The organism is Pseudomonas fuscovaginae SE-1, from assembly GCF_000364705.1.
Taxonomy (GTDB): Bacteria; Pseudomonadota; Gammaproteobacteria; order Pseudomonadales; family Pseudomonadaceae; genus Aquipseudomonas; species Aquipseudomonas fuscovaginae_A.
Genome location: NZ_AQOH01000008.1, coordinates 79,035 through 100,971 on the forward strand (window position 1 = coordinate 79,035; position 21,937 = coordinate 100,971).

General features: G+C 65.0%; 20 protein-coding genes. 13 read left to right on the forward strand and 7 right to left on the reverse strand.

Going from position 1 to position 21,937, the window contains the following annotated elements; genetic code table 11:
• Positions 1-130: 130 nt before the first annotated feature.
• The 10 genes from tssE (at position 131) to K675_RS0101435 (ending at position 14,609) form a co-directional block, all read left to right on the forward strand.
• A complete protein-coding gene (gene tssE, locus K675_RS0101390; RefSeq protein WP_017901719.1) occupies positions 131-652 on the forward strand; it encodes a type VI secretion system baseplate subunit TssE in 522 nt (173 codons plus the stop codon).
• The gene (gene tssF, locus K675_RS0101395) at positions 652-2,511 is read left to right on the forward strand and encodes a type VI secretion system baseplate subunit TssF (protein ID WP_017901720.1); all 1,860 of its coding nucleotides are present in this window, start codon (positions 652-654) and stop codon (positions 2,509-2,511) included. The genes tssE and tssF overlap by 1 nt, the downstream gene beginning before the upstream one ends.
• Positions 2,475-3,527, forward strand: coding sequence for a type VI secretion system baseplate subunit TssG (gene tssG, locus K675_RS0101400; RefSeq protein WP_080635291.1), 1,053 nt, complete (start codon positions 2,475-2,477; stop codon positions 3,525-3,527). The genes tssF and tssG overlap by 37 nt, the downstream gene beginning before the upstream one ends.
• Positions 3,520-6,201 (forward strand): type VI secretion system ATPase TssH, encoded by a 2,682-nt coding sequence (gene tssH / locus K675_RS0101405; protein WP_017901722.1) that lies wholly within the window; start codon positions 3,520-3,522, stop codon positions 6,199-6,201. The genes tssG and tssH overlap by 8 nt, the downstream gene beginning before the upstream one ends.
• 229 nt (positions 6,202-6,430) lie before the next feature.
• Positions 6,431-8,365: a type VI secretion system Vgr family protein gene (locus K675_RS0101410; protein ID WP_017901723.1), complete on the forward strand. Its 1,935-nt coding sequence runs from the start codon at positions 6,431-6,433 to the stop codon at positions 8,363-8,365.
• A gap of 15 nt (positions 8,366-8,380) precedes the next feature.
• Entirely contained in the window at positions 8,381-8,806 is a 426-nt protein-coding gene (locus K675_RS0101415; RefSeq protein WP_017901724.1) for a DcrB-related protein, read from the forward strand.
• A gap of 3 nt (positions 8,807-8,809) precedes the next feature.
• Positions 8,810-13,225 carry an RHS repeat-associated core domain-containing protein gene (locus tag K675_RS0101420; protein ID WP_017901725.1) on the forward strand — a complete coding sequence of 1,472 codons (4,416 nt, stop codon included), beginning with the start codon at positions 8,810-8,812 and terminating at the stop codon, positions 13,223-13,225.
• 26 nt (positions 13,226-13,251) lie between these two features.
• Positions 13,252-13,686: a hypothetical protein gene (locus K675_RS0101425; protein ID WP_017901726.1), complete on the forward strand. Its 435-nt coding sequence runs from the start codon at positions 13,252-13,254 to the stop codon at positions 13,684-13,686.
• A gap of 130 nt (positions 13,687-13,816) precedes the next feature.
• Positions 13,817-14,179, forward strand: a complete 363-nt coding sequence (locus tag K675_RS0101430) for a hypothetical protein (RefSeq protein WP_017901727.1) — start codon at positions 13,817-13,819, stop codon at positions 14,177-14,179.
• 109 nt (positions 14,180-14,288) lie between these two features.
• Positions 14,289-14,609 carry a hypothetical protein gene (locus K675_RS0101435; RefSeq protein WP_232434388.1) on the forward strand — a complete coding sequence of 107 codons (321 nt, stop codon included), beginning with the start codon at positions 14,289-14,291 and terminating at the stop codon, positions 14,607-14,609.
• Between the two features lies 1 nt (position 14,610).
• On the opposite strand, the gene K675_RS0101440 is transcribed toward K675_RS0101435, so the two are convergent.
• From K675_RS0101440 to K675_RS0101465, 6 genes are all read right to left on the reverse strand, one after another.
• On the reverse strand, positions 14,611-15,144 hold the full coding sequence (locus K675_RS0101440) for a hypothetical protein (protein ID WP_017901729.1): 534 nt from the start codon (positions 15,142-15,144) through the stop codon (positions 14,611-14,613).
• Positions 15,141-16,436: a PAAR domain-containing protein gene (locus K675_RS0101445; protein ID WP_017901730.1), complete on the reverse strand. Its 1,296-nt coding sequence runs from the start codon at positions 16,434-16,436 to the stop codon at positions 15,141-15,143. The genes K675_RS0101440 and K675_RS0101445 overlap by 4 nt, the downstream gene beginning before the upstream one ends.
• 18 nt (positions 16,437-16,454) lie before the next feature.
• Positions 16,455-16,886, reverse strand: a complete 432-nt coding sequence (locus K675_RS0101450) for a DcrB-related protein (protein ID WP_017901731.1) — start codon at positions 16,884-16,886, stop codon at positions 16,455-16,457.
• Positions 16,887-17,091: 205 nt separating this feature from the next.
• A complete protein-coding gene (locus tag K675_RS0101455; RefSeq protein WP_003213368.1) occupies positions 17,092-17,367 on the reverse strand; it encodes an HU family DNA-binding protein in 276 nt (91 codons plus the stop codon).
• Positions 17,368-17,554: 187 nt separating this feature from the next.
• Entirely contained in the window at positions 17,555-18,703 is a 1,149-nt protein-coding gene (locus K675_RS0101460) for an NAD(P)/FAD-dependent oxidoreductase (protein ID WP_017901732.1), read from the reverse strand.
• Between the two features lie 38 nt (positions 18,704-18,741).
• Positions 18,742-18,909 carry a rubredoxin gene (locus K675_RS0101465; RefSeq protein WP_017901733.1) on the reverse strand — a complete coding sequence of 56 codons (168 nt, stop codon included), beginning with the start codon at positions 18,907-18,909 and terminating at the stop codon, positions 18,742-18,744.
• Positions 18,910-19,110: 201 nt separating this feature from the next.
• Between K675_RS0101465 and K675_RS0101470 the strand changes: the two genes are divergently transcribed.
• Positions 19,111-19,674, forward strand: coding sequence for a chorismate--pyruvate lyase family protein (locus K675_RS0101470; protein ID WP_026144823.1), 564 nt, complete (start codon positions 19,111-19,113; stop codon positions 19,672-19,674).
• Positions 19,674-20,564 carry a 4-hydroxybenzoate octaprenyltransferase gene (gene ubiA / locus K675_RS0101475; RefSeq protein ID WP_017901735.1) on the forward strand — a complete coding sequence of 297 codons (891 nt, stop codon included), beginning with the start codon at positions 19,674-19,676 and terminating at the stop codon, positions 20,562-20,564. The genes K675_RS0101470 and ubiA overlap by 1 nt, the downstream gene beginning before the upstream one ends.
• 128 nt (positions 20,565-20,692) lie before the next feature.
• On the opposite strand, the gene K675_RS0101480 is transcribed toward ubiA, so the two are convergent.
• Entirely contained in the window at positions 20,693-21,073 is a 381-nt protein-coding gene (locus tag K675_RS0101480) for a COG4315 family predicted lipoprotein (protein ID WP_017901736.1), read from the reverse strand.
• Between the two features lie 153 nt (positions 21,074-21,226).
• On the opposite strand from K675_RS0101480, the gene phoB reads away from it, so the two are divergent.
• Positions 21,227-21,916 (forward strand): phosphate regulon transcriptional regulator PhoB, encoded by a 690-nt coding sequence (phoB, locus tag K675_RS0101485; RefSeq protein ID WP_010447794.1) that lies wholly within the window; start codon positions 21,227-21,229, stop codon positions 21,914-21,916.
• The last annotated feature ends 21 nt before the right edge of the window (positions 21,917-21,937 follow it).

Sequence of the window (21,937 nt, forward strand, 5' to 3'; positions counted from 1 at the left end):
CGCGTCGGGGGCATTGGGTGCTACTCCCCCAGAATTCGATACATTGCCGGTGTCCGAGCATGGCCAAGCCTGCGCTTCCCGAACAGTGGAGCTGCCGCCCCGCAGCGTCCAGCCCCTGTGACGTTGCACGATGAGCAGCGTGCCAAGCGACTTCGCCCTGCGCGAACGCCTGCAACCGTCGTTGCTCGACCGGTTGACCGACGACGAACCCGGCCACCAGCAGGAAGGCACGGACAAGCGCGTGCTGTCCCTGAGTCAACTCAAGGCCTCGGTGCTGCGTGACCTGACCTGGCTGCTCAATACCACCTCGCTGCTCGACGCCGATGCCACCCTGCATACGCCAGCCGGCACCTCGGTGATCAACTACGGCCTGCCGGCACTGGCCGGTTACAGTGCCTCGAGCATCGATATCCCGGCACTGGAAAGCCTGATCCACAAGGCTATCGCCACCTTCGAGCCACGCATCCTGGCCAGCAGCCTGCGGGTCCGCGCCCAGGTCGCCCATGGCGAGATGAACCACAACGCCCTGAGCTTCGAGATCGAAGGTGACCTGTGGGCCCTGCCGGCGCCGCTGCCGCTGTTGCTGCGCACCGACCTCGACCTGGAATCCGGCCATGTACGCGTGGTCCCGGCCGAGCAACGGAGACGTTAATGAACCCGCGCCTGCTCGACCTCTACAACCAGGAACTGCAGCACGTCCGCGAGAGTGCCGCCGAGTTCGCCAAGGAATACCCGAAGATCGCCGGACGCCTGACGCTGTCCGGGATCGACTGCGCCGACCCCTATGTCGAGCGCCTGCTGGAAGGCTTCGCCTATCTCACCGCGCGCGTGCAGCTCAAGCTCGACGCCGAGTACCCGACCTTCACCCACAACCTGCTGGAAATCGCCTACCCGCACTACCTGGCCCCGACGCCGTCGATGACCGTGGTGCAGTTGCAGACCGACCCCGACGAGGGCTCGCTGGCCGGCGGTTTTACCCTGCCGCGTGACAGCGTCTTGCGTGCCACCCTCGGCAAGGACACCCAGACCTCCTGCGAGTACCGCACCGCTCACGCGGTGACGCTGTGGCCGCTGCAGCTCAGCCAGGCCGAGTACTTCGGCAACCCGGCGACCGTGCTCGGCCGCCTGGCCGCCAGCGAGCCCAAGGCCAAGGCCGGCCTGCGCCTGACCCTGCGCACCGGCGCCGAACTGCCGTTCAACCAGCTCGACCTGGACAACCTGCCGCTGTACCTCAACGGCGCCGACGAGCAACCGTTCCGCCTCTACGAGCAACTGCTGGGCAACGCCTGCGCGGTGTTCGCCAGGGCGCCGGGTGGCGACTGGGTCGAGCGCCTGCCCCAGGACGCCCTGCGCGCCTGCGGCTTCGACGACCGCGAAGCGGCGATGCCGGTGGTGGCCCAGGCCTTCCAGGGCTATCGCCTGCTGCAGGAATACTTCGCTCTGCCCCAGCGCTACCTGTTCGTCGACTTCAGCGGGCTCGGCCGCGCGGTCAAGCGCTGCAGCGGCCAGGAACTGGAACTGATCGTGCTGTTCGAGCGTTTCGACCCAAACCTGGAGGGCAGCGTCGGCGCCACGCAATTCGTGCCGTTCTGCACCCCGGCGATCAACCTGTTCCCGCGCCGCCTGGACCGCATCCACCTGTCCGAGCGGGTCAACGAACACCATGTGATCGCCGACCGCACACGGCCGATGGATTTCGAAATCCACTCGCTGACCGGCGTCACCGGCCACGGTACCGGTCCCGACCAGCCGTTCCTGCCGTTCTATGCGGTGCGCGACCCGTCACGCTACGGTCGCGACCAGGCCTACTACATCCTGCGGCGCGAGCCACGGGTGCTGTCCAGCGAGCAGCGGCGCAAGGGCACCCGCTCGACCTACATCGGCAGCGAGACCTTCGTCAGCCTGGTCGACAGCCAGCAGGCGCCCTACCGCCACGACCTGCGCCAACTCGGCGTCACGGCCCTGTGCACCAACCGCGACCTGCCGTTGTTCATGAGTGTCGGCAGTGGCAAGAGCGACTTCACCCTGGCCGACAGCGCCCCGGTGTCGGCGGTGCGCTGCCTGGCCGGGCCGAGCCGGCCACGGGCCAGCCATGCCCACGACAACAAGGCCTGGCGCCTGATCAGCCAGCTGTCGCTGAACTACCTGTCGCTGAGCGAGGACGGCCAGGGCGCCGCCGCCCTGCGCGAACTGCTGCGGCTGTACGGCGAAAGCAACGATGCCGCCCTGCAGTTGCAGATCGAGGGCCTGCGCGAAGTCAGCAGCAAGGCCTGCACCCGGCGCCTGCCGATGCCCGGACCGATCGTCTTCGGCCGTGGCCTGGAGATCACCCTGGAATTCGACGAGAACGCGTTCCGCGGCACCGGGGTGTTCCTCCTCGGCGCGGTGTTCGAACGTTTCCTGGCACGCTACGTGTCGATCAACAGTTTTACCGAGACGGTGATCCGTACCACCGAACGCGGCGAGATCATGCGATGGAAAGCCAAGCCCGGACGCCGTCCGACCCTGTGAGCACGCTCACGGCGATGCAGGCCGAGCCCTGGGAATACGACTTCTTCCAGGCGCTGCGGCGTATCGAGTGCGAATCGCCGCACCTGCCGCGCTTCGGCCATTCGCTGCGCCTGGCGGACGACCCACTGCGCCTGGGCCAACAGCTCGATTGCGCCTTCGCCCCGGCGACCCTGGCCTCGATGACGCCCGCCAGCGACACCGCCCCGGCGCGCCTGGAGCAGTTCTTCTTCGGCCTCGGCGGCCCCAACGGCCCGCTGCCGCTGCACATCACCGAATACGTGCGCGAGCGCCAGCGCAATAACGCCGACAGCACCAGCAAGCGCTTTCTCGATGTGTTCCACCACCGCCTGCTGAGCCTGTTCTACCGGGCCTGGGCCGAGGCCCGGCCGACCGTCAGCCACGACCGCCCGGATGACGACTACTGGTCCGAGCGCCTGGCCGCCCTCAGCGGTCGCGGCATGCCCAGCCTGCTCCGCCAGGGGCTGATCCCGGCGACCGCCAAACTGCATTTCAGCGGCCACCTGGCTGCCCAGACCCGCTACCCGGATGGCCTCAAGGCGATCCTCAGCGAGTACTTCGGCCTGCCGGTGGAGATCGAGGAGTACGTCGGCCAGTGGCTGGAACTGCCCGAGCGCAGCCGCCTCGGCGTCAGCGCCAGTCGGCTGGGCGTGGACTTCTGCCTGGGCCGCCACGTCTGGGACCGCCAGCACAAGTTCCGCATCCGCTTCGGCCCGCTCAAGCTCGACGAATACATGAGCCTGCTGCCCGATGCGCAGCCCTTCCACCACCTGGTGGCCTGGGTCGCCGAATACCTGGGACACGAGCTGGACTGGGACCTCAACCTGGTCCTGGAACAGCCCGAAGTCCCCCGGTTGCAACTCAACGGCCAATTCCGCCTGGGCTTCAACACCTGGGTCGGCCAACCCAAAGAGGACGCCAGGGACCTGATCCTGGCCCGGCATTACGCCGAACACGCCACACCAGCCCACCACTCAAGGAGCACAGAGCATGGGTGAAATCAGTCGCGCCGCGCTGTTCGGCAAACTCAACAGCATCGCCTACAAGGCCATCGAAGCCGCCACGGTGTTCTGCAAGCTGCGGGGCAATCCCTATGTGGAACTCGCCCACTGGTTCCACCAGTTGCTGCAATTGCAGGACTCGGACCTGCACCGCCTGGTGCGCCAGTTCAACATCGAGCCGGCGCGCCTGGCCCGCGACCTGACCGAGGCGCTGGACCGCCTGCCACGCGGCTCGACATCTATCACCGACCTCTCCTCCCACGTCGAGGAAGCGGTGGAGCGCGGCTGGGTCTACGGCAGCCTGATGTTCGGCGAAAGCCAGGTGCGCACCGGCTACCTGGTGCTCGGCATCCTCAAGACCCCGAGCCTGCGCCACGCCCTGCTGGGGCTGTCGTCGGAATTCGACAAGATCAAGGCCGAGGCGCTGAGCGAGCGTTTCGACGAGTACGTCGGCGACTCGCCGGAAAACAACCTGGGCGCCAGCGACGGCTTCAATGCCGGTGCCACGCCGGGCGAAGCCAGCGGCGCCATCGCACCGAGCGCCATGGGCAAGCAGGAAGCGCTCAAGCGCTTCACCGTCGACCTCACCGAACAGGCGCGCAGCGGCAAGCTCGATCCGATCGTCGGCCGTGACGAGGAAATCCGCCAACTGGTGGACATCCTCATGCGCCGCCGGCAGAACAACCCGATCCTCACCGGCGAAGCCGGGGTCGGCAAGACCGCGGTGGTCGAGGGCTTCGCCCTGCGCATCGTCGCCGGCGACGTGCCGCCGTCGCTCAAGGACGTCGAACTGCGCAGCCTCGACGTCGGCCTGCTGCAGGCCGGCGCGAGCATGAAGGGCGAGTTCGAACAGCGCCTGCGCCAGGTCATCGAGGACGTCCAGGCCTCGCCCAAGCCGATCATTCTGTTCATCGACGAAGCCCACACCCTGGTCGGTGCCGGCGGCGCCGCCGGTACCGGTGACGCGGCCAACCTGCTCAAGCCGGCCCTGGCCCGCGGCAGCCTGCGCACCGTGGCCGCCACCACCTGGGCCGAGTACAAGAAGCACATCGAGAAAGACCCGGCCCTGACCCGCCGCTTCCAGGTGGTGCAGGTACCGGAACCGTCGGAAGACAAGGCGCTGCTGATGATGCGTGGCGTCGCCTCGACCATGGAGAAACACCACCAGGTGCAGATCCTCGACGAAGCCCTGGAAGCCTCGGTCAAGCTGTCGCACCGCTACATCCCGGCGCGGCAGTTGCCGGACAAGTCGGTCAGCCTGCTCGACACCGCCTGCGCCCGCGTCGCCATCAGCCTGCACGCGGTGCCGGCCGAGGTCGACGACAGCCGGCGACGCATCGAGGCGCTGGAAACCGAGCTGCAGATCATCGCCCGCGAGCATGCCATCGGCATCGACACCGCCAGCCGTCGGAGCACCAGCGAAGAACTGCTCGCCGATGAGCGCGAGCGTCTGGCCGAGCTGGAAAGCCGCTGGGCCGAGGAAAAAAGCCTGGTCGACGAACTGCTCGCCACCCGTGCCGAATTGCGCGAGAGCACCGGCGTGGTGGACAGCGACGCCGGCGGCGACCAGGGCCACGCTCTGCGCGAGAAACTGATCGATCTGCAGCGGCGCCTCAGCGAACTGCAGGGCGAAAGCCCGCTGATCCTGCCGACCGTGGACTACCAGGCGGTGGCTTCGGTGGTCGCCGACTGGACCGGCATCCCGGTGGGCCGCATGGCCCGCAACGAGCTGGAAACCGTGCTCAATCTCGACCAGCACCTGAAGAAACGCATCATCGGCCAGGACCATGCCCTGAGCATGATCGCCAAGCGCATCCAGACCTCCCGCGCCGGCCTCGACAACCCGAGCAAGCCGATCGGCGTGTTCATGCTCGCCGGCACCTCCGGCGTGGGCAAGACCGAAACCGCCCTGGCCCTGGCCGAAGCCATGTACGGTGGCGAGCAGAACGTCATCACCATCAACATGAGCGAGTTCCAGGAAGCCCACACCGTCTCCACCCTCAAGGGGGCCCCACCCGGCTACGTCGGCTACGGCGAAGGCGGCGTGCTGACCGAAGCGGTACGGCGCAAGCCCTACAGCGTGGTGCTGCTCGACGAGGTGGAGAAGGCCCACCCGGACGTGCACGAAATCTTCTTCCAGGTGTTCGACAAGGGCGTGATGGAAGATGGCGAAGGGCGAGTGATCGACTTCAAGAACACCCTGATCCTGCTCACCACCAACGCCGGTACCGAGCTGATCGCACACCTGTGCAAGGACGCCAGCAACGTCCCCGACCCCGAGGACATCGCCAAGGCCCTGCGCCAGCCGCTGCTGGAGATCTTCCCGCCGGCGCTGCTCGGCCGTCTGGTGACCATTCCGTACTACCCGCTCAGCGACACCATGCTCAAGGCGATCACCCGCCTGCAACTGGGGCGCATCAAGAAGCGCGTGGAGAGCACGCACAAGGTCGCCTTCGACTTCGACGACGAGGTGGTCGACCTGATCGTCTCGCGCTGCACCGAGACCGAAAGCGGCGGACGGATGATCGACGCGATCCTGACCAACAGCCTGCTGCCGGACATGAGCCGCGAGTTCCTCACGCGCATGCTCGAAGGCAAGGCGCTGGCCGGCGTGCGGATCGGCGTGCGGGATAACGAATTGCACTACCAGTTCAGCGACGTGGATATCTGAGCCTAACACAGGTGTGGCAACTGAACCTGTGGCGAGCGGGCTCGTCGGGACGCCGCAACGCCGCGTTCGGCTGCGAAGCAGCCGTAAAACCGGAACACTCGATACACCAGATAGACCGAGTGCTCAGGATTCGGGGTCGCTTCGCGCCCCAGCGCGGGCAAGCCCGCTCGCCACAGAGGCCCGTTTGCCACAGGTTCTATCCAGTCACCACAAGACCCAGAGATAACCGATGCTATTCACACAAGCCACCCGCCTGACCCAGGTCCACAGCCCCCTCGGGCCGGATGTGCTGCTGCTCAAGGACATGGGCGGCGGCGAGGAGCTGGGGCGGCCCTTCGAATACGAATTGCACCTGACCTCCACCGACGGCGCCATCGACCTGAACCAGTTGCTGGGCAAGCCCATGAGCCTTTCCCTGCAATTGCAGGGCGGGGCCAGCCGCTACTTCCACGGCATCGTCGCGCGCTGCAGCCAGAACGTCGACACCGGCCAGTTCGCCAGCTACCAGGTGACCCTGCGACCCTGGCTCTGGCTGCTTACCCGTACGTCCGACTGCCGCATCTTCCAGCACATGAGCATCCCGCAGATCATCAAGCAGGTGTTCCGCGACCTCGGTTTCTCCGACTTCGAAGACGTGCTCAGCCAGCCCTACCGCGAGTGGGAATACTGCGTGCAGTACCGCGAAAGCAGCTTCGATTTCGTCAGCCGGCTGATGGAACAGGAAGGCATCTACTACTACTTCCGCCATGAAAAGGACCGCCACGTACTGGTGCTGGCCGACGCCTACGGCGCCCACCACCCGGCCCCCGGCTACGAGTCGATCCCCTACTACCCGCCGGACGGCCAGCACCGCGAGCGCGACCACCTCAATGGCTGGCAACTGGCCCAGGAAGTCCAGCCCGGCTCCCTCGAGCTCAACGACTACGACTTCCAGCGCCCCAGTGCACGGATCGACGTACGCTCGACCATGCCACGCCCACACACCGCCGGCGACTATCCACTGTACGACTACCCAGGCAGCTACGTGCAGAGCCAGGACGGCGAACACTACGCCCGCACCCGCATCGAAGCGATCCAGAGCCTGCACGAGCGCGTGCAGCTCAACGGCAACGCCCGCGGCATCGGTGCCGGCAACCTGTTCAGCCTGACCGGCTTCGGCCGCCAGGACCAGAACCGCGAATACCTGATCGTCGCCGCACGCTACTACATCGCCCAGGAAAGCCTGGAATCGGGCACCGGCACCGCGGGCTCGCAGTTCGAAAGCAGCCTGACCTGCATCGACGCCCAACAGAGCTTCCGTCCGCTGGCGAACACCACCCGGCCCATCGTCCGCGGTCCACAGACCGCCGTGGTGGTCGGCCCGGCTGGCGAAGAGATCTGGACCGACCAGTTCGGCCGGGTCAAGGTGCACTTCCACTGGGACCGCCACGACCAGTCCAACGAAAACAGCTCCTGCTGGATTCGCGTCTCGCAGGCCTGGGCCGGCAAGAACTGGGGCTCGATGCAGATCCCGAGGATCGGCCAGGAAGTCATCGTCAGCTTCCTCGAAGGCGACCCCGACCGGCCGATCATCACCGGCCGGGTGTACAACGCCGAACAGACGGTGCCCTACGACCTGCCCGCCAACGCCACCCAGAGCGGCATGAAGAGCCGTTCGAGCAAGGGCGGCAGCCCGGCCAACTTCAACGAAATCCGCATGGAGGACAAGAAGGGCGCCGAGCAGCTGTACATCCATGCCGAGCGCAACCAGGACATCGTGGTCGAGGTCGACGAAAGCCACTCGGTGGGCCATGACCGCAACAAGAGCATCGGCCACGACGAGACCGTGCTGATCGGCAACAACCGGGTGCGCATCGTCAAGCAGGAGGACGTGCTCACCGTCGGCCAGAGCAAGACCGACAGCGTCAGCCAGAGCTACCTGATCGAGGTCGGCGAAAACCTGCGGCTGGTCTGCGGCGCCAGCGTGCTGGAGCTCAACGCCAGCGGCCAGATCAACCTGTGCGGCGTGCAGATCAGCTTCCACGCCAGCGGTGACGCGCAGTTCAACACCGGCGGCGTCCTGCATCTGAACAACGGCAAGGGCCCCGACGCCGCACCGGACGGTGACGGCGTGAAAACAACGATCGACGCCAAGGTGGCAGCGGCCTTCCCCAAGGCCAAGTAAAAAGGATTTCACGCCATGACCTATCGCCTCAACGAGTTCCAGTTCCAGCTACCCGACAGCGAGTTGCTCGACGCCTCGATCAATATCCTCAAGTTTCCGGAACTGGGCACGTCGCTGATCGTCAGCCGCAGCCTGCTGGCCGAGGGCGAGGACCTGCGCAGCAACTTCGACAGCCAGCTCAAGCGCCTCGAACAGCAGGTCCAGGAATTGCGCTACCAGGCGCGTCAGGACATCCGCCTGGGCGCGGACCAGTCCCTCGACGCCATCGAGTCGCGCAGCCAGTACAGCAAGGGCGCGGACAAGGTCTACCAGTTCCAGTTGGCCTTCGTCCTGCCCGGCACGCGCAAGATGACCGCCCTGAGCTACGTCAAGGCACGGCCCCTGGGTGAGGCCGAGGCCGCCCACTGGGCCAGGATCAAGCACAGCCTGGCACTGGTCTGAGCCATGTCCGACGCACTCTGGGCCGCCCGCCTGGGAGACGGGCTGGAACACACTTCGGTCATGGCCGACATCGTCGGCGGTGTGCTGGAGGTAGCGGCCAACGTCGCCATCGGCGCGCTGGCGACGGCGGCGGTGGTGGCCGCCACCGGCATTACCGTGGCCACCGGCGGTCTCGGTGCCTGCCTGCTGGGCGCGGTGGTGGGGGTGATCGTTGGCGTGGTCATGAGCAAGACCGGCGCCGACAAGGGCCTGAGCGACATGTGCGAGGGGATCGGCAATGCGCTGTTCCCGCCCACGGTGCAGGCGACCATCCAGACCGGCTCGAAGAACACCCTCACCAATTCGATTCCCGCCGCACGGGCTGCCGGCACCGCACCCCCACCGGCACCAGCGGGCGGCGTGCCCGGCAGCGAGGCTGCCGACATACCGGAAGAAGCCGCGCCGGAGGAGGAAAGCCCGGGCTTTCTCGACATGGCCAAGGGCTTCTTCTCGCAGATGTGGCGGCCCACGGTCGCCAGCCCGGCACCCGGTACGCAACCCAAGCCGCTGGACCTGGTGAGCTGCACCAAGCATTCGCCGATGCCGGAGCAGTACCTCGCCGAAGGCTCGGAGAAAGTCAGCATCAACGGCCAGCCGGCCGTGCGCAGCGGCGACCGCAGCACCTGCGACGGCAAGGTGGTGTCCTCCGGCACCATCTCGCCGAACGTGACCATCGGCGGCAACTCGGTGGTGGTGCGCGAGATCCGCAGCGGCAAGACCCCGGGCGTCGGCCTGGCGGTCACCGTGCTGATGATGCTCAAGGGCGGCAAGGGCAAGTTCCTGAGCAACCTGCCGTGCATGTTGCTGTCGGGGGTCAACTCGTTCGTCGTCAGCCAGGCCACCGGCGCCCTGACCCGGGCCATCGCCGGCTCGCCCAACCCGGTGCATGCCGCCACGGGCGCCAAGGTACTGGGTGGCGAGGACGAACTGGACTTCGTCCTGCCCGGCATCCTGCCCATCGACTGGCAGCGCTTCTACAACAGCCGCGATGAACGCCAGGGTAGCCTGCTCGGCAGCGGTTGGAGCCTGCCCTATGAAACCTTCGTCCAAATCGAGCCTCATCCCGAAGGCGGCGAGCGACTGGTCTATACCGACGAACAGGCACGACGCATCGACATGGGCACGATCGCGCTCGGTGGTGCGGTGTTCAGTGCCGGTGAAGGTCTGTCCGTGCGCCGTAACGGCAACGGCCAACTGCTGATCGAGAGCGACGACGGCCTGTACCGCCTGTTCGAGCCGACCCTGGCCAATCCTGCCCATCTGCGCCTGAGCCAGTTGGGCGATCGCAACGACAACCGTATCTATCTCGACTACGACGAGTCGGGGAAGCTGGCCCGGCTGCGCGACACCTTCGACCTTGTTCAGGTGGAACTGATCTACAGCCCGCAATGGCCGCGACGGGTCGAACAGGTCGAACGCCTATACCCTGATCAACAGCGCGAAGTGCTGGTCAGCTATGCCTACGATAACGTCGGCGACCTGGCCGAAGTCCGTGATGCCCTCGGTCAGGTCCAGCGGCGCTTCGCCTATGACCAACACCGGCGTATGGTCGAACACCAGTTACCCACTGGCCTGCGCTGCTTCTACCAGTGGGCGGAAGTAGGCAACCGCGAGTGGCGGGTCATTCGCCATTGGACCGACGATGGCGACGAATACCTGTTCGACTACGACCTGGACAGCGGCACCACCCGGATCACCGATGGCCTGCGCCGGGTCAGCTTCCGGCGCTGGAACCCGCAGCACCAGATCACCGAATACACCGACAACCTCGGCCAGACCTGGCAGTTCGAATGGAACGACGAGCGCCAGTTGCTCGGTGCCATCGACCCCCAGGGTGGCCAGTACCGCTACAGCTACGACGAAGCCGGTAACCTCAGCGACAGCCTCGACCCGCTGGGACGCAGTGATTCAACCGTCTGGCTGGAACACTGGGCCCTGCCGCTGGTGGAAACCGACAGCGCCGGCCACAGCTGGCAATACCGCTACGACCCGCGCGGCAACTGCACCCACGAGACCGACCCGCTGGGCCAGGTCACCCAGTACCGCTACGACGCCCGCGGCCAGGTGGTGCGGATCATCGATGCCAGTGGCAAGAGCAAGACACTGCAATGGAACGACCTCGGGCAACTGATCGAGCATGTGGACTGTTCCGGCTATCCGACCCGCTTCGGCTATGACCGTCGCGGCTACCTGCAGGTGGTGACCGACGCGCTCGGCGAACGCACCACCTACCAGCACGATGCCCAAGGTAATCTGTTGCAGACCACGCTGGCCGACGGTCGCGTCGAACAGTACCTGCGCGACAGCAGCGGCCAGTTGACCGGCCATGTCGACCCGGCCGGCCACACCACCGCCTACCAGTACGACCGCCGCGGCCAGGTGCGCCAGCGCATTGATGCCGTCGGCCGCCAGGTGCAGTTCAGCTACGACGCCTACGGTCGCCTGCAGGCGCTGACCAACGAAAACGGCGAGAGCTACCGCTTCCTCTGGGACGCCGGCGATCGCCTGGTGGAGCAGCAGGACCTCGATGGCAGCGCCCGGCGTTATGCCTACGACAGCCTGGATGACGTGACCCGCGTGGCGTACATGCCGGCCCCATTCGGCAGCGGGTTGGCAGCGGTGCCGAACGAGCCCGTCAGGCCCATCGTCCACCAGTTGGAGCGCGATGCAGTCGGCCGCCTGGTGGCGAAGGTCACCGATGATGGCCGTACCGAGTACAGCTATGACCCGATCGACCAACTGATCGCCGTGACCTTCACCGACAACGCCGGACAGGCCCAGAGCCTGGGTTTCGCCTACGACGCTCTCGGCCAGTTGCTGGAAGAACAGAGCGCCGCAGGCAGCCTGCAGCACCATTACGACGAACTGGGCAATCTGCAACGAACGCAGCTGCCAGACGGCCGCTGGATCAACCGTCTGTACTACGGCAGCGGGCACCTGCACCAGCTCAACCTCGACGGCCAGGTGATCAGCGATTTCGAGCGCGACCGCCTGCACCGCGAGGTCCTGCGCACCCAGGGCCAGCTCAGCACCCGCAGCGACTACGACCGCAGCGGCCGCCTGCGCTCACGCCTGCGCCGTCCCGCCGGCCCTCCCTCGGCGCTGCCGGCTCCGGTGCAGAAGCACTTCGACTACGACCCGGCCGACAATCTGGTTGGCCGCCTCGACCAGCAGCCCCGTGGCGACCGGCGCCAACTGCTGCACTACGACGCCACCGGGCGGATCCTCGCCAGCCAGGACAACGTCCAGGGCCAGAACGAAACCTTCGCCTACGACGCCGCCGCCAACCTGCTCGACGGCCCGGCGGCTGGTGCCGGGCTGGTGGTGCACAACAAACTGCTGACCTACCAGGACAAGCGCTATCGCTACGACGCCTTCGGACGGATGATCGAGAAGCGCAGCGGCAGCCGGCGGGTGCAACGCTTTGTCTATGACGCCGAGCACCGGCTGATCGAGGTACACAACCAGGAAGGTGCGAAGCAAACTGTTGTGCGTATGCGCTACGACCCGCTGGGGCGGCGCATCGAGAAGAACGAGCATGACGACAATGGCTATCCACTGGGCGAGACGCGCTTTACCTGGGATGGGCTACGGCTGCTGCAGGAGCATCGGCATGGCCAGACCAGCCTGTACCTGTATGACGATGGAGGTTATGAGCCACTGGCGCGGGTCGACGGGCTGGGCGCACTGCAGAAGGTGCGCTACTACCACAACGACCTCAACGGTCTGCCGGAGCAACTGACGGAGAGCGACGGCCATACGCTGTGGCACGCACGCTACAGGGTCTGGGGCAACACCCTGGAAGAGATACGCGAGCCCTATTACATCGAGGAGCAGAACCTGCGGTTCCAGGGGCAGTACCTGGATCGTGAGACCGGGCTGCACTACAACACGTTCCGGTTCTACGATCCCGATATCGGGAGGTTCACCACGCCGGATCCGATCGGGCTGGAGGGTGGGTTCAACCTTTACCAGTACGCGCCTAACCCATTTGGCTGGCTGGACCCATGGGGTTGGAAGTGCTGGAGCACAGCTAGAAGAAACTACTGGAAAAACACTGCCCGTAATGCGCCAAAAGGCAAATACTCTTCGAAGAACCTGGCCCGGATGTCTGCCGGCAAGGCCCCTAGGATGAGGGTGGAAGTCCGCTATCGTGACACCCCGAGAAACCGGCGATTGGGTCGAGTGGGCAAAACGGCTCGCATCGATGTCTCGATGGAGCTGAATCACCAGTACATTCCTCAGCGTGCGGGATCCAAGGTCGCCCACGAGGACTGGAACCTGACCAAGGCCACACCTTGGGGGCACGAGTCCATGGACAGCTATCGCCACACCGGCTGGGACTTGGTAAAAATCATAAAAACCACCGGGCAGTGGTAAAACACACCCGTTTGAAAGGATAAGGCATGAGCGAGCTGACGGATTTTCACGTTTTCTGGGGTGTGGCCATGGAGGTTGCAGAAAAGCATTCAGCCTCCATCGAAGCTGAGGGGGCCGAAGATTTTGCTCAGGTTCTTTACAACGAATATGTCGAGCAAGGAGCACCGAAGAACAAGAAGAAATGGCTGACCGAACGGCTGGAAAACGAGTTCCTTGTCCTGGATGCAAAGCCGGAATGGGTCGGCGAACCTGCTTGGTTGTATCACCAGGGGAAACCCATGGTCTTCCTTCATCAGTTCTGTGTACCTGAGTCAGCACAACATTTGAAAGAAAAGATTTCCCTGGGCGATACGCTCTACGTTTTTGGTTCGAGGAACATCCTGGAGAGTCCATCAGGCGATAGCTGGAGCACGGTCTACAAAACCGCCGTGCAGAGCTTTGAAGGCGACACGACATACTGATGATCATGCCTGACACCCATCAGGCCCTGATCAAGGCATGCGAGCTGAAGAAGACGAACCTCACTGCTGCAGTCCGGATGAAAGGCCATAGCCACCACCGAGGCGTTGCGAAATCATGAAAAATCCGGTCATGCACCCTGCGCTACTGGTCTTGGCACTTTCCGTGCCGTGCATCCCCACACACGCCGCAACCTGGCAGATCTGCCACCTGGAACTGCGCATCACCGAAGTCGTGAAACAACCCTATCCGCAGCTACAGGCCCAGGTACTGAAAGCCAGCCCACAATCGGCGACGGCAGAGTGCCCAGAGGCGGGTGCGAATCTCACCTTCACCCCGGAAACCCCCGACTACCAGACCACGCTCCCGCGCAAACGCTGGCCCGGCAAAGGACAGCCGGTACGGGTCGACTATCGGTATCTGGACGGCATCTGCAAGGGCGATGGCAACAGCCATCCGTGCCGCATCAGGCACTATCCCGTCGTGGGCCGCTGACGTCGATAAACGGGTGCGACTTCACGTCCCGATGTTCTGTTTGCGGGTTGGTCACAATCGTGGTCTATTCTTGAGTCGTCACCAGGATCGTCAACATGGGAGATGGCGAATGGATGCTAGAGAAAGAGCGTTGATGCGGGCCAGCGTGGCGCTGGGGTTGCTGGTCAGTACGCTGAAGAAGCATGACCTGGGCGCGCCGCTATCCCTGGATGATCCCCTGCTCAGGGACATGCTCGGGCAACTCCAGGAAAACCTGCTGGAAGCCGAGGCCAACCACGCGGTGTCCAGCGCCATGATCCCGTTGAACAAGGCGTTCGCCCAGGGCACGCTGATCAATGCCGGTAATGTCGGCGCCCTGCTCAATCACCTGAAGAAGGTCGACGCCCTGCTCAAGGACGCCGGCCACCCCGCACAGGCAATGACGGCCTGACTCAGGCATTGGCCGGCACGAAGTCCGGTCCGCCGAGTTTGTCCCGCACCATCAGCGCCGAACGCATCAGCGGCGTCCACATGCCGTCCGGACTGTTCCAGGCCGCACCCGCCCAGCGGGTGTCGGCCTGCAGGTCGGCCTTGCAGCTCTCCAGCTGGCGCTTGAGCGCCACCGCCACGCTGCCCAGGTCGACGTCGAACAGGTCGCCATAGGGGCCCTGCGGCTGCTTGCGCTGCTTGTCCTGGCAGAAGCGGTAGTACCAGACCCAGTCATGGGCGATGTAGATCGCCCGGTTGCGATCCGGATAGGTCGCCAGGAGGGTCAGCAGGGCCGCGACGAAACGCGTCGGGAAGCTCGCATCATGGGTCAGGCGCCAGTACGGCACGATCAACTGGTCGAAGGCCGCCACCACGTTCTGCGGCTCGTCGTTGTCGACCTTGGCTTCGAGGAAGTAGAACGGCTCGCCCACCAGGAACTTGTCCAGCTCATCGTTGGCCAGGGCCAGTTGCAGCACATTGTCGAACGGGTTGCTCATTGGATTTTCACTACATCGTGGGTCGACATCAGCACGTTGACGTCATTACCGTGGGAAATCGGCACATTGTCCAGCACCGCCTCGCGCATGCCGCCCGGATAGGTCAGACCGCCGGGGCGCCAGAGCGAGTTGACGCCCCCTTCGTTGCCGGTGGGCATCAGCACCTTGGGGTTGTCCAGGCTCACCATGTAGATGTCCTTGCCCACCAGCGAGCCGGGGTCATAGCCCAGGGCCGACTCCAGCACCGAGACATCGCCGGCCTTCTGGTACTCGGCCACCACGCCCTGCAGGTCGGACTTTGCCATGACGAACTTGTTCGGGTTGAACGAGCCGTACTTGGGATTGGAAATGTCGTCGGCGGTGAACAGAAAGCCGCCGCCCTCGTCCTTGAAGGTCTGCAGGTGCTTGTCGATGTACGAGCCTTCGAGGTAGTCGCTCGGCGGTGGCCGACTGCCCTTGGGAATCGCCATGATATCGGCCTCGGTCATCCCGGCCTTGTAGGCCGCCGCACGCGGCGTCGGCGTCTCGGCGAGGCGCGCCATCTTCGGCCCCATGCCCAGCAGGGCCATGCCGGCGACGCCCTGCAGCAGGTCGCGGTAGCCCGGCCCCAGGCGGTCGCCCAGTTGGCCCAGCAGCTCCATGCCACCCATCATCGCCCCGCCGATCACGACGAAGCCGCCCAGGGCGGCGAGCCCGGTCATCGCCGCCAGTATCGCCGCACCGCCGAGCGCCGCCAGGCCCAGGGCCTCCAGGCCGGTATGCATCCAGCCCTCGATATCCAGGACGAATGCCACGGCCACCGTCGGCCCGCCGATGAAGGTATTCGGACTGCCGGTCTTGATGTGCGCGCCACAGCTCATCTTGCTCTTCAGCCGGGCCGCCGGCTGGCCGTTGATATAGACCGTGGCGCTGCCTTCGGCGATCTCGACGTTGAACGGCCAGTAGGGATGGTTCAGCGGCAGGCCCGAGCAGGAATCCGCCGCATCGACCCCGGCGCGCATGGCGTTGCGACTGTTGATGAAGACATTCTGGCTGCCGAGTATCAGCGTTCCGGTCGTCGGCTCCGGTAAATCGAAGATAGTGTTCAGGCCCTTGACGATCTGGAACATCGACAGCCCGCCAGCAGCGATCGAACCGGCCATGATCGCCAGCGCCGCGCCGCCGGTGGCCACGGTGGCGGCCACCACCGCGGCGCCGATCAGCGCACCGGCCACGGCACCGGCAACCATCGCGGCCACGCCGAAACCGTGGGCTATCTCATCGCCGAGTCGGGCGGCGGCCAACATGTCCATGCTGTCGATGGCCGCCGATCAGGTCCGAGGCTGCAGCTTGAGCGTCTGCAAGGCCGCCTTCCACGCCGGCTCGTGGTGCACGAGATCGTTCGGCGTGGTGGTCAGGGTGGCGATCAGGCCCACCGGCTGGCGGTCGATGAACACCTGGCGCAGCATCAGTTCGCGCCCTTCGCGCTGCCAGCTGTAGTCGAGCAGCACGGCGGCATGTTCGCTCAGCACGAAGTCCCAGCGCTTGATCAGGTTGAAACCGGGCAACTGCTGTCCGGCGCTTTTCAGCTGGACCTCGACGTAGTCGGCAAACGGCGTGTCGCCACGGCTCGGGTCGCGGCTGATGACGAAACTGGCTTCGCGCGCACCACCGACGGCGGGCAGCTTGAAGATGTTGAGGGTCTGGTCCTGCCAGGTCTCAGGAATGTCCAGCTCGGCTTCCTGAAGGCGGTATGCAGTCATGGTAGAAGACGCTTTCCATGCAGGTGGATGGCTCGATTAGCCGCGAATCTTCAGGCAATAACTGGTAACAATCAAGGCACCCAGTGCCCGCTCATGACGCCGCTCTCATTTTTTCCCTGCTGGCAATGAAAATGGGCACCCGATCCGATCGGCGTGCCCACTTTTCCCCAACACCCCCCTTGCTCCGGGAGTACTGCCATGAGGCTTACGGGTTGACGCTGTCTTTGAGCGACTTGCCCGGCTTGAACGCCACGGTGTTGCTGGCCTTGATTTTCACTGGCTCGCCGGTTTGCGGGTTCTTGCCGGTGCGGGCGCCACGATGACGCTGCAGGAAGGTGCCGAAGCCCACCAGGGTGACGCTGTCTTTGCGGTGCAGCGCGCCGGTGATTTCTTCGAGAACCGCGTTGAGCACACGATTGGCTTGTTCTTTGGTGAGATCCGCTTTTTCAGCGATTGCAGCGGCGAGTTCTGGTTTACGCATAGTGAAGCCTCTTTGACGGTTTTTTGTTTTTATGTCCGTGCTGTTCTTCCGGAACAGCGCCCAAAGCGCCGCAGGCTCTACGCTGCGACAGACGGGAGGAGAATGGCACGGCGCCGAGCCCCGCGCCAGTCTGCCCGCGACCTTTGTGGAGGCAAAAGCAGGGTGTTTACGACAGAAGGAGCGTTATTTACGCCAGCAGCGCCGGCAGTTCCTTGTTCAACGCCAGTTTCTCCGCGACGGCGCCGCCGGTCAGGGCGTAACCGAGCAGGCGACCACTGGCATCGCGGCACAGCGCCTTGATATCGGCCCCCTGCCCCTCGACCGTCCAGGCGCCCTCCAGGCCCCGTGGTGGTGGCGACACCACCAGCGGGCAGACCGGCGTCTTCACCGTCACCGGCATGGCACCATAGCTCACCGCGGTGGGCTTGCCGGCCAGGGTCTGGGCCAGGGCCCGGGCGCAGTTCATCAGCGGCATGACGTAGAGCAGGTTCAGACCGTCGACCTCGGCGCAGTCGCCCAGGGCATAGATGTTCGCGTGGGAGGTACGCAGATGGCGGTCGACCACCACCCCACGGTTGACCTGCAGCCCCGCCGCCGCCGCCAGATCGATGCGTGGCCGCAGGCCGATGGCCGAGACCACCACGTCACAGTCCAGGATCTCGCCGTCGGACAGGTGCGCCTGCAGGCGGTCGCCGACCCGTTGCAGGCGGGTCAGCACCGGACCGAGGTGGAAACGCGCGCCCAGGCTCTCCAGGCCGGCCTGTACCGCCGCCGCCGCGGCCGGGTGCAGCAGGGTCGGCATCACCTGCTCGCAAGGCGCCACCAGATCGACCTCGTAGCCGCCCAGGATCAGGTCATTGGCGAATTCGCAGCCGATCAGCCCGGCTCCCAGCAGCAGCACACGCTTCTTGCCGGCCACGGCGGCGCGAAAACGCGCGTAGTCCTCCAGATCGTTGATCGGAAAGATCGCCTCGGGCGCATCGCCCTCGACCGGCACGCGCACGGTTTCCGCGCCCCAGGCCAGAATCAGGTCGCGATAGTGCACCGCCTCCTCGCCGATCCACAGGCGCTTGTGGCCCGGGTCGATGCCGCTGATGCGCGTATGGGTGCGCACCTCGGCCTTGAGCTGTTCGGCCATGGCACCGGGTTCGGCCATGCTCAGGCCGTCGGCGTCCTTGTTCTTGCCAAAACCGGTGGACAACATGGGCTTGGAGTAGGAACGCCCGTCATCGGCGGTGATCAGCAACAGCGGGGTTTCGCCGTCGAGCTTGCGAAACTCCCGGGCCAGGTTGTAACCGGCCAATCCGGTACCGACGATCACGACAGGTGCGTTCATTCCCTTCTCCACATCCATGGTTGTTTGATTTTTTTCGATCAGGCGATTTCGATCATCTCGAAATCCGACTTGCCGACACCGCAGTCCGGGCACAGCCAATCCTCGGGCACGTCTTCCCAGCGGGTCCCCGCGGCGATGCCGTCATCCGGCCAGCCCTCGGCCTCGTTGTAGATCAGGCCACAGACCACACACTGCCACTTCTTCATGCGCTACTTCCTCGATTCCCAGGCATTGTCGGCACGGACGATCGATGGGTACGGCGTTGTCGCCCGGCTCAGGGCGTTTTGTACTGACCGAAGCCGACAGATGCAAGCATGATCGCCATCCATGACCGCCCGGACGCTCTAATTGGCCGGATACCCTGTGGTAAGCTCGCGGCCTCACTGGCTGCCGATCAACTGCCCATCGTGTCGCACAACGCCCCTATTCCGGCCTCTCCCGCCTGGCTCACGCAGAGCCGACTGGCGACCGCACCCAGCACTCGGACCCTCGACTGGCTGTTCGACGAGGGCTCTCTGACCCGACGTCTGACAAAGCTTTGCGACAATACTTTCAGCGTCACGCCGCTGTTCGAGGGCTGGCAAGCGTTGCGCGACGACGAGTGCGCCGCCCTCGAACTGCCGTCCGGGAGCCTCGGCTGGGTGCGCGAGGTCTATCTGCGCGGCCACGGCCAGCCCTGGGTATTCGCCCGCAGCGTGGCGGCGCGGAGCGTCCTGCAACAGGGCGGGCTGAACCTGGACGAACTGGGCAGCCGCTCGCTGGGTGAACTGCTGTTCTGCGACCAGGCCTTCGAGCGCCAGGCGATCGAGGTCTGCCGTTACCCGGCGTCCTGGCTGCCGGCCGAACACCGTGCCGACAACCTCTGGGGCCGGCGCTCGCGCTTCAACCGCGGGTCGTTGAGCCTGCTGGTGGCGGAGATTTTCCTGCCGGACCTGTGGCAGGCGGTCGATACCGCCCAGGAGACCTGCTGATGTACCTGAACCTGCTCAAATCGATGAACCGCCTGCATCCACGGGCCTGGGACTTCCTGCAACTGACGCGGATGGACAAGCCGATCGGCATCTACCTGCTGATGTGGCCGACCCTGAGCGCACTGTGGATCGCCGCCAAGGGCGTGCCCTCGTTGAGCCACCTGCTGATATTCGGTCTCGGCGTGGTGCTGACCCGCGCCGGCGGCTGCGCGATCAACGACTTCGCCGACCGCAAGGTCGATGGCCACGTCAAGCGCACCGAGCAACGGCCACTGGCGGCGGGCCGGATCAGCGGCAAGGAGGCGCTGGCGGCATTCGCCCTGCTGATGGGCATCAGTTTCGTGCTGGTGCTATGCACCAACGCCACCACCGTGTGGTTTTCCTTCGGCGCATTGGCACTGGCAGCCTGCTATCCGTTCATGAAGCGCTACACCTACTACCCTCAGGTGGTGCTGGGCGCTGCCTATTCCTGGGGCATCCCGATGGCCTTCACCGCCCAGGACGGCAGCCTGCCGGCGGCGGCTTGGCTGTTGTACATCGCCAACCTGATGTGGACGGTGGCCTTCGACACCTACTACGCAATGACCGACCGCGAGGACGACCTGAAGATCGGCGTGAAATCCACCGCCATCCTGTTCGGCGATGCCGACCGGGTGATTATCCTGACCCTGCAGGGGCTGATGCTCGGCTGCCTGCTGCTGGCCGGCTTTCGCTTCGAGCTGGGCGGCTGGTTCCATGTCGGGCTGCTGGTGGCGGCGGCGTGCTTCGCCTGGGAGTTCTGGATGACCCGCGATCGCGATCCGCAACGCTGCTTCAGGATGTTCCTGCACAACCACTGGGCGGGGTTGGCGATCTTTATCGGGGTGATGCTGGACTACGCGCTGCGCTGAGCCTGTTGCGAATCCAACGCGGACGCGAATGGCCCGATCCAACACGGACTGTAGGAGCCGGGCTTGCCCGCGAACAGGCCCTCAAGGCCGCCAAAAGCTTCGCGGGCAAGCCCGGCTCCCACAACACATCAGGGCTTGGCCACGTGCCACACACCGCCCTTGCCGTCACCCGTCTTGTCACCGTCCTTCTTGTCGGCCTTGAAGGTGTACAGCGGCTTGCCGTCATAGGCCCACTGCAGCTTGCCATCATCGCGCTTGATCACGCTCCACTTGCCCGACGACTTGTCCGCTGCGCCGGCAGCCAGCGGAGGCCAGTTGGTCTCGCAGGGGTCGCCGTTGCACACCGACTTGCCCACGGCGTCCTTGTCGAAGGTGTACAGGGTCATGCCATGGTGGTCGACCAGCATGCCGTCCTTGACCATTGCCGGCTCGGCAGCGGACGCCAGCGCCGGCAGCGACAGGGCCGCGGCGACCAGCAGGGCTTTCAGCGAAAACGAGGAACGAGTCATCGGAACCTTCCTTTTGTGGTTGTAGATTCGAACCCCCAGCTTAGTTCATGAAACGGGCTATCGTCGGCACCGCGGAAAAGCTGTCACATGACTGCAATAATTTCGTTATCTAATGCGGCGCAAGACAGTTCAATGACAAGAGGATTAAGGGACATGGTTGGCAGGAGCATTCTGATCGTCGACGACGAAGCCCCGATTCGGGAGATGATCGCTGTCGCCCTGGAAATGGCCGGCTATGACTGCATGGAAGCCGAAAACTCCCAGCAGGCCCATGCGATCATCGTCGACCGCAAACCTGACCTGATCCTGCTCGACTGGATGCTGCCCGGCACCTCGGGCATCGAGCTGGCCCGACGCCTCAAGCGCGACGAGCTGACCGGCGACATCCCGATCATCATGCTCACCGCCAAGGGCGAGGAAGACAACAAGATCCAGGGGCTGGAAGTCGGCGCCGACGACTACATCACCAAGCCGTTTTCCCCACGGGAACTGGTGGCCCGCCTGAAGGCCGTGCTCCGTCGCGCCGGCCCGACCGACGGCGAGGCGCCGATCGAAGTCGGTGGCCTGCTGCTCGATCCCATCAGCCACCGCGTGACCATCGACGGCAAGCCGGCCGAGATGGGTCCCACCGAATATCGCCTGTTGCAGTTCTTCATGACCCACCAGGAACGCGCCTACACCCGCGGACAGTTGCTGGACCAGGTCTGGGGTGGCAACGTCTACGTCGAAGAACGCACCGTCGACGTGCATATCCGCCGTCTGCGCAAAGCCCTCGGCGATGCCTACGAAAATCTGGTACAAACCGTGCGTGGCACCGGCTACCGGTTTTCCACCAAGGGCTGAGCCGCCTTACGTGCACTGACT

Bases quoted from the DNA above. Each gene is read 5' to 3' on its own strand.
- tssE (WP_017901719.1), top strand. From the start codon at position 131: ATGAGCAGCGTGCCAAGCGACTTCGCCCTGCGCGAACGCCTGCAACCG.
- tssF (WP_017901720.1), top strand. From the start codon at position 652: ATGAACCCGCGCCTGCTCGACCTCTACAACCAGGAACTGCAGCACGTC.
- tssG (WP_080635291.1), top strand. From the start codon at position 2,475: ATGGAAAGCCAAGCCCGGACGCCGTCCGACCCTGTGAGCACGCTCACG.
- tssH (WP_017901722.1), top strand. From the start codon at position 3,520: ATGGGTGAAATCAGTCGCGCCGCGCTGTTCGGCAAACTCAACAGCATC.
- K675_RS0101410 (WP_017901723.1), top strand. From the start codon at position 6,431: ATGCTATTCACACAAGCCACCCGCCTGACCCAGGTCCACAGCCCCCTC.
- K675_RS0101415 (WP_017901724.1), top strand. From the start codon at position 8,381: ATGACCTATCGCCTCAACGAGTTCCAGTTCCAGCTACCCGACAGCGAG.
- K675_RS0101420 (WP_017901725.1), top strand. From the start codon at position 8,810: ATGTCCGACGCACTCTGGGCCGCCCGCCTGGGAGACGGGCTGGAACAC.
- K675_RS0101425 (WP_017901726.1), top strand. From the start codon at position 13,252: ATGAGCGAGCTGACGGATTTTCACGTTTTCTGGGGTGTGGCCATGGAG.
- K675_RS0101430 (WP_017901727.1), top strand. From the start codon at position 13,817: ATGCACCCTGCGCTACTGGTCTTGGCACTTTCCGTGCCGTGCATCCCC.
- K675_RS0101435 (WP_232434388.1), top strand. From the start codon at position 14,289: ATGGATGCTAGAGAAAGAGCGTTGATGCGGGCCAGCGTGGCGCTGGGG.
- K675_RS0101440 (WP_017901729.1), bottom strand. From the start codon at position 15,144: ATGAGCAACCCGTTCGACAATGTGCTGCAACTGGCCCTGGCCAACGAT.
- K675_RS0101445 (WP_017901730.1), bottom strand. From the start codon at position 16,436: ATGGACATGTTGGCCGCCGCCCGACTCGGCGATGAGATAGCCCACGGT.
- K675_RS0101450 (WP_017901731.1), bottom strand. From the start codon at position 16,886: ATGACTGCATACCGCCTTCAGGAAGCCGAGCTGGACATTCCTGAGACC.
- K675_RS0101455 (WP_003213368.1), bottom strand. From the start codon at position 17,367: ATGCGTAAACCAGAACTCGCCGCTGCAATCGCTGAAAAAGCGGATCTC.
- K675_RS0101460 (WP_017901732.1), bottom strand. From the start codon at position 18,703: ATGAACGCACCTGTCGTGATCGTCGGTACCGGATTGGCCGGTTACAAC.
- K675_RS0101465 (WP_017901733.1), bottom strand. From the start codon at position 18,909: ATGAAGAAGTGGCAGTGTGTGGTCTGTGGCCTGATCTACAACGAGGCC.
- ubiA (WP_017901735.1), top strand. From the start codon at position 19,674: ATGTACCTGAACCTGCTCAAATCGATGAACCGCCTGCATCCACGGGCC.
- K675_RS0101480 (WP_017901736.1), bottom strand. From the start codon at position 21,073: ATGACTCGTTCCTCGTTTTCGCTGAAAGCCCTGCTGGTCGCCGCGGCC.
- phoB (WP_010447794.1), top strand. From the start codon at position 21,227: ATGGTTGGCAGGAGCATTCTGATCGTCGACGACGAAGCCCCGATTCGG.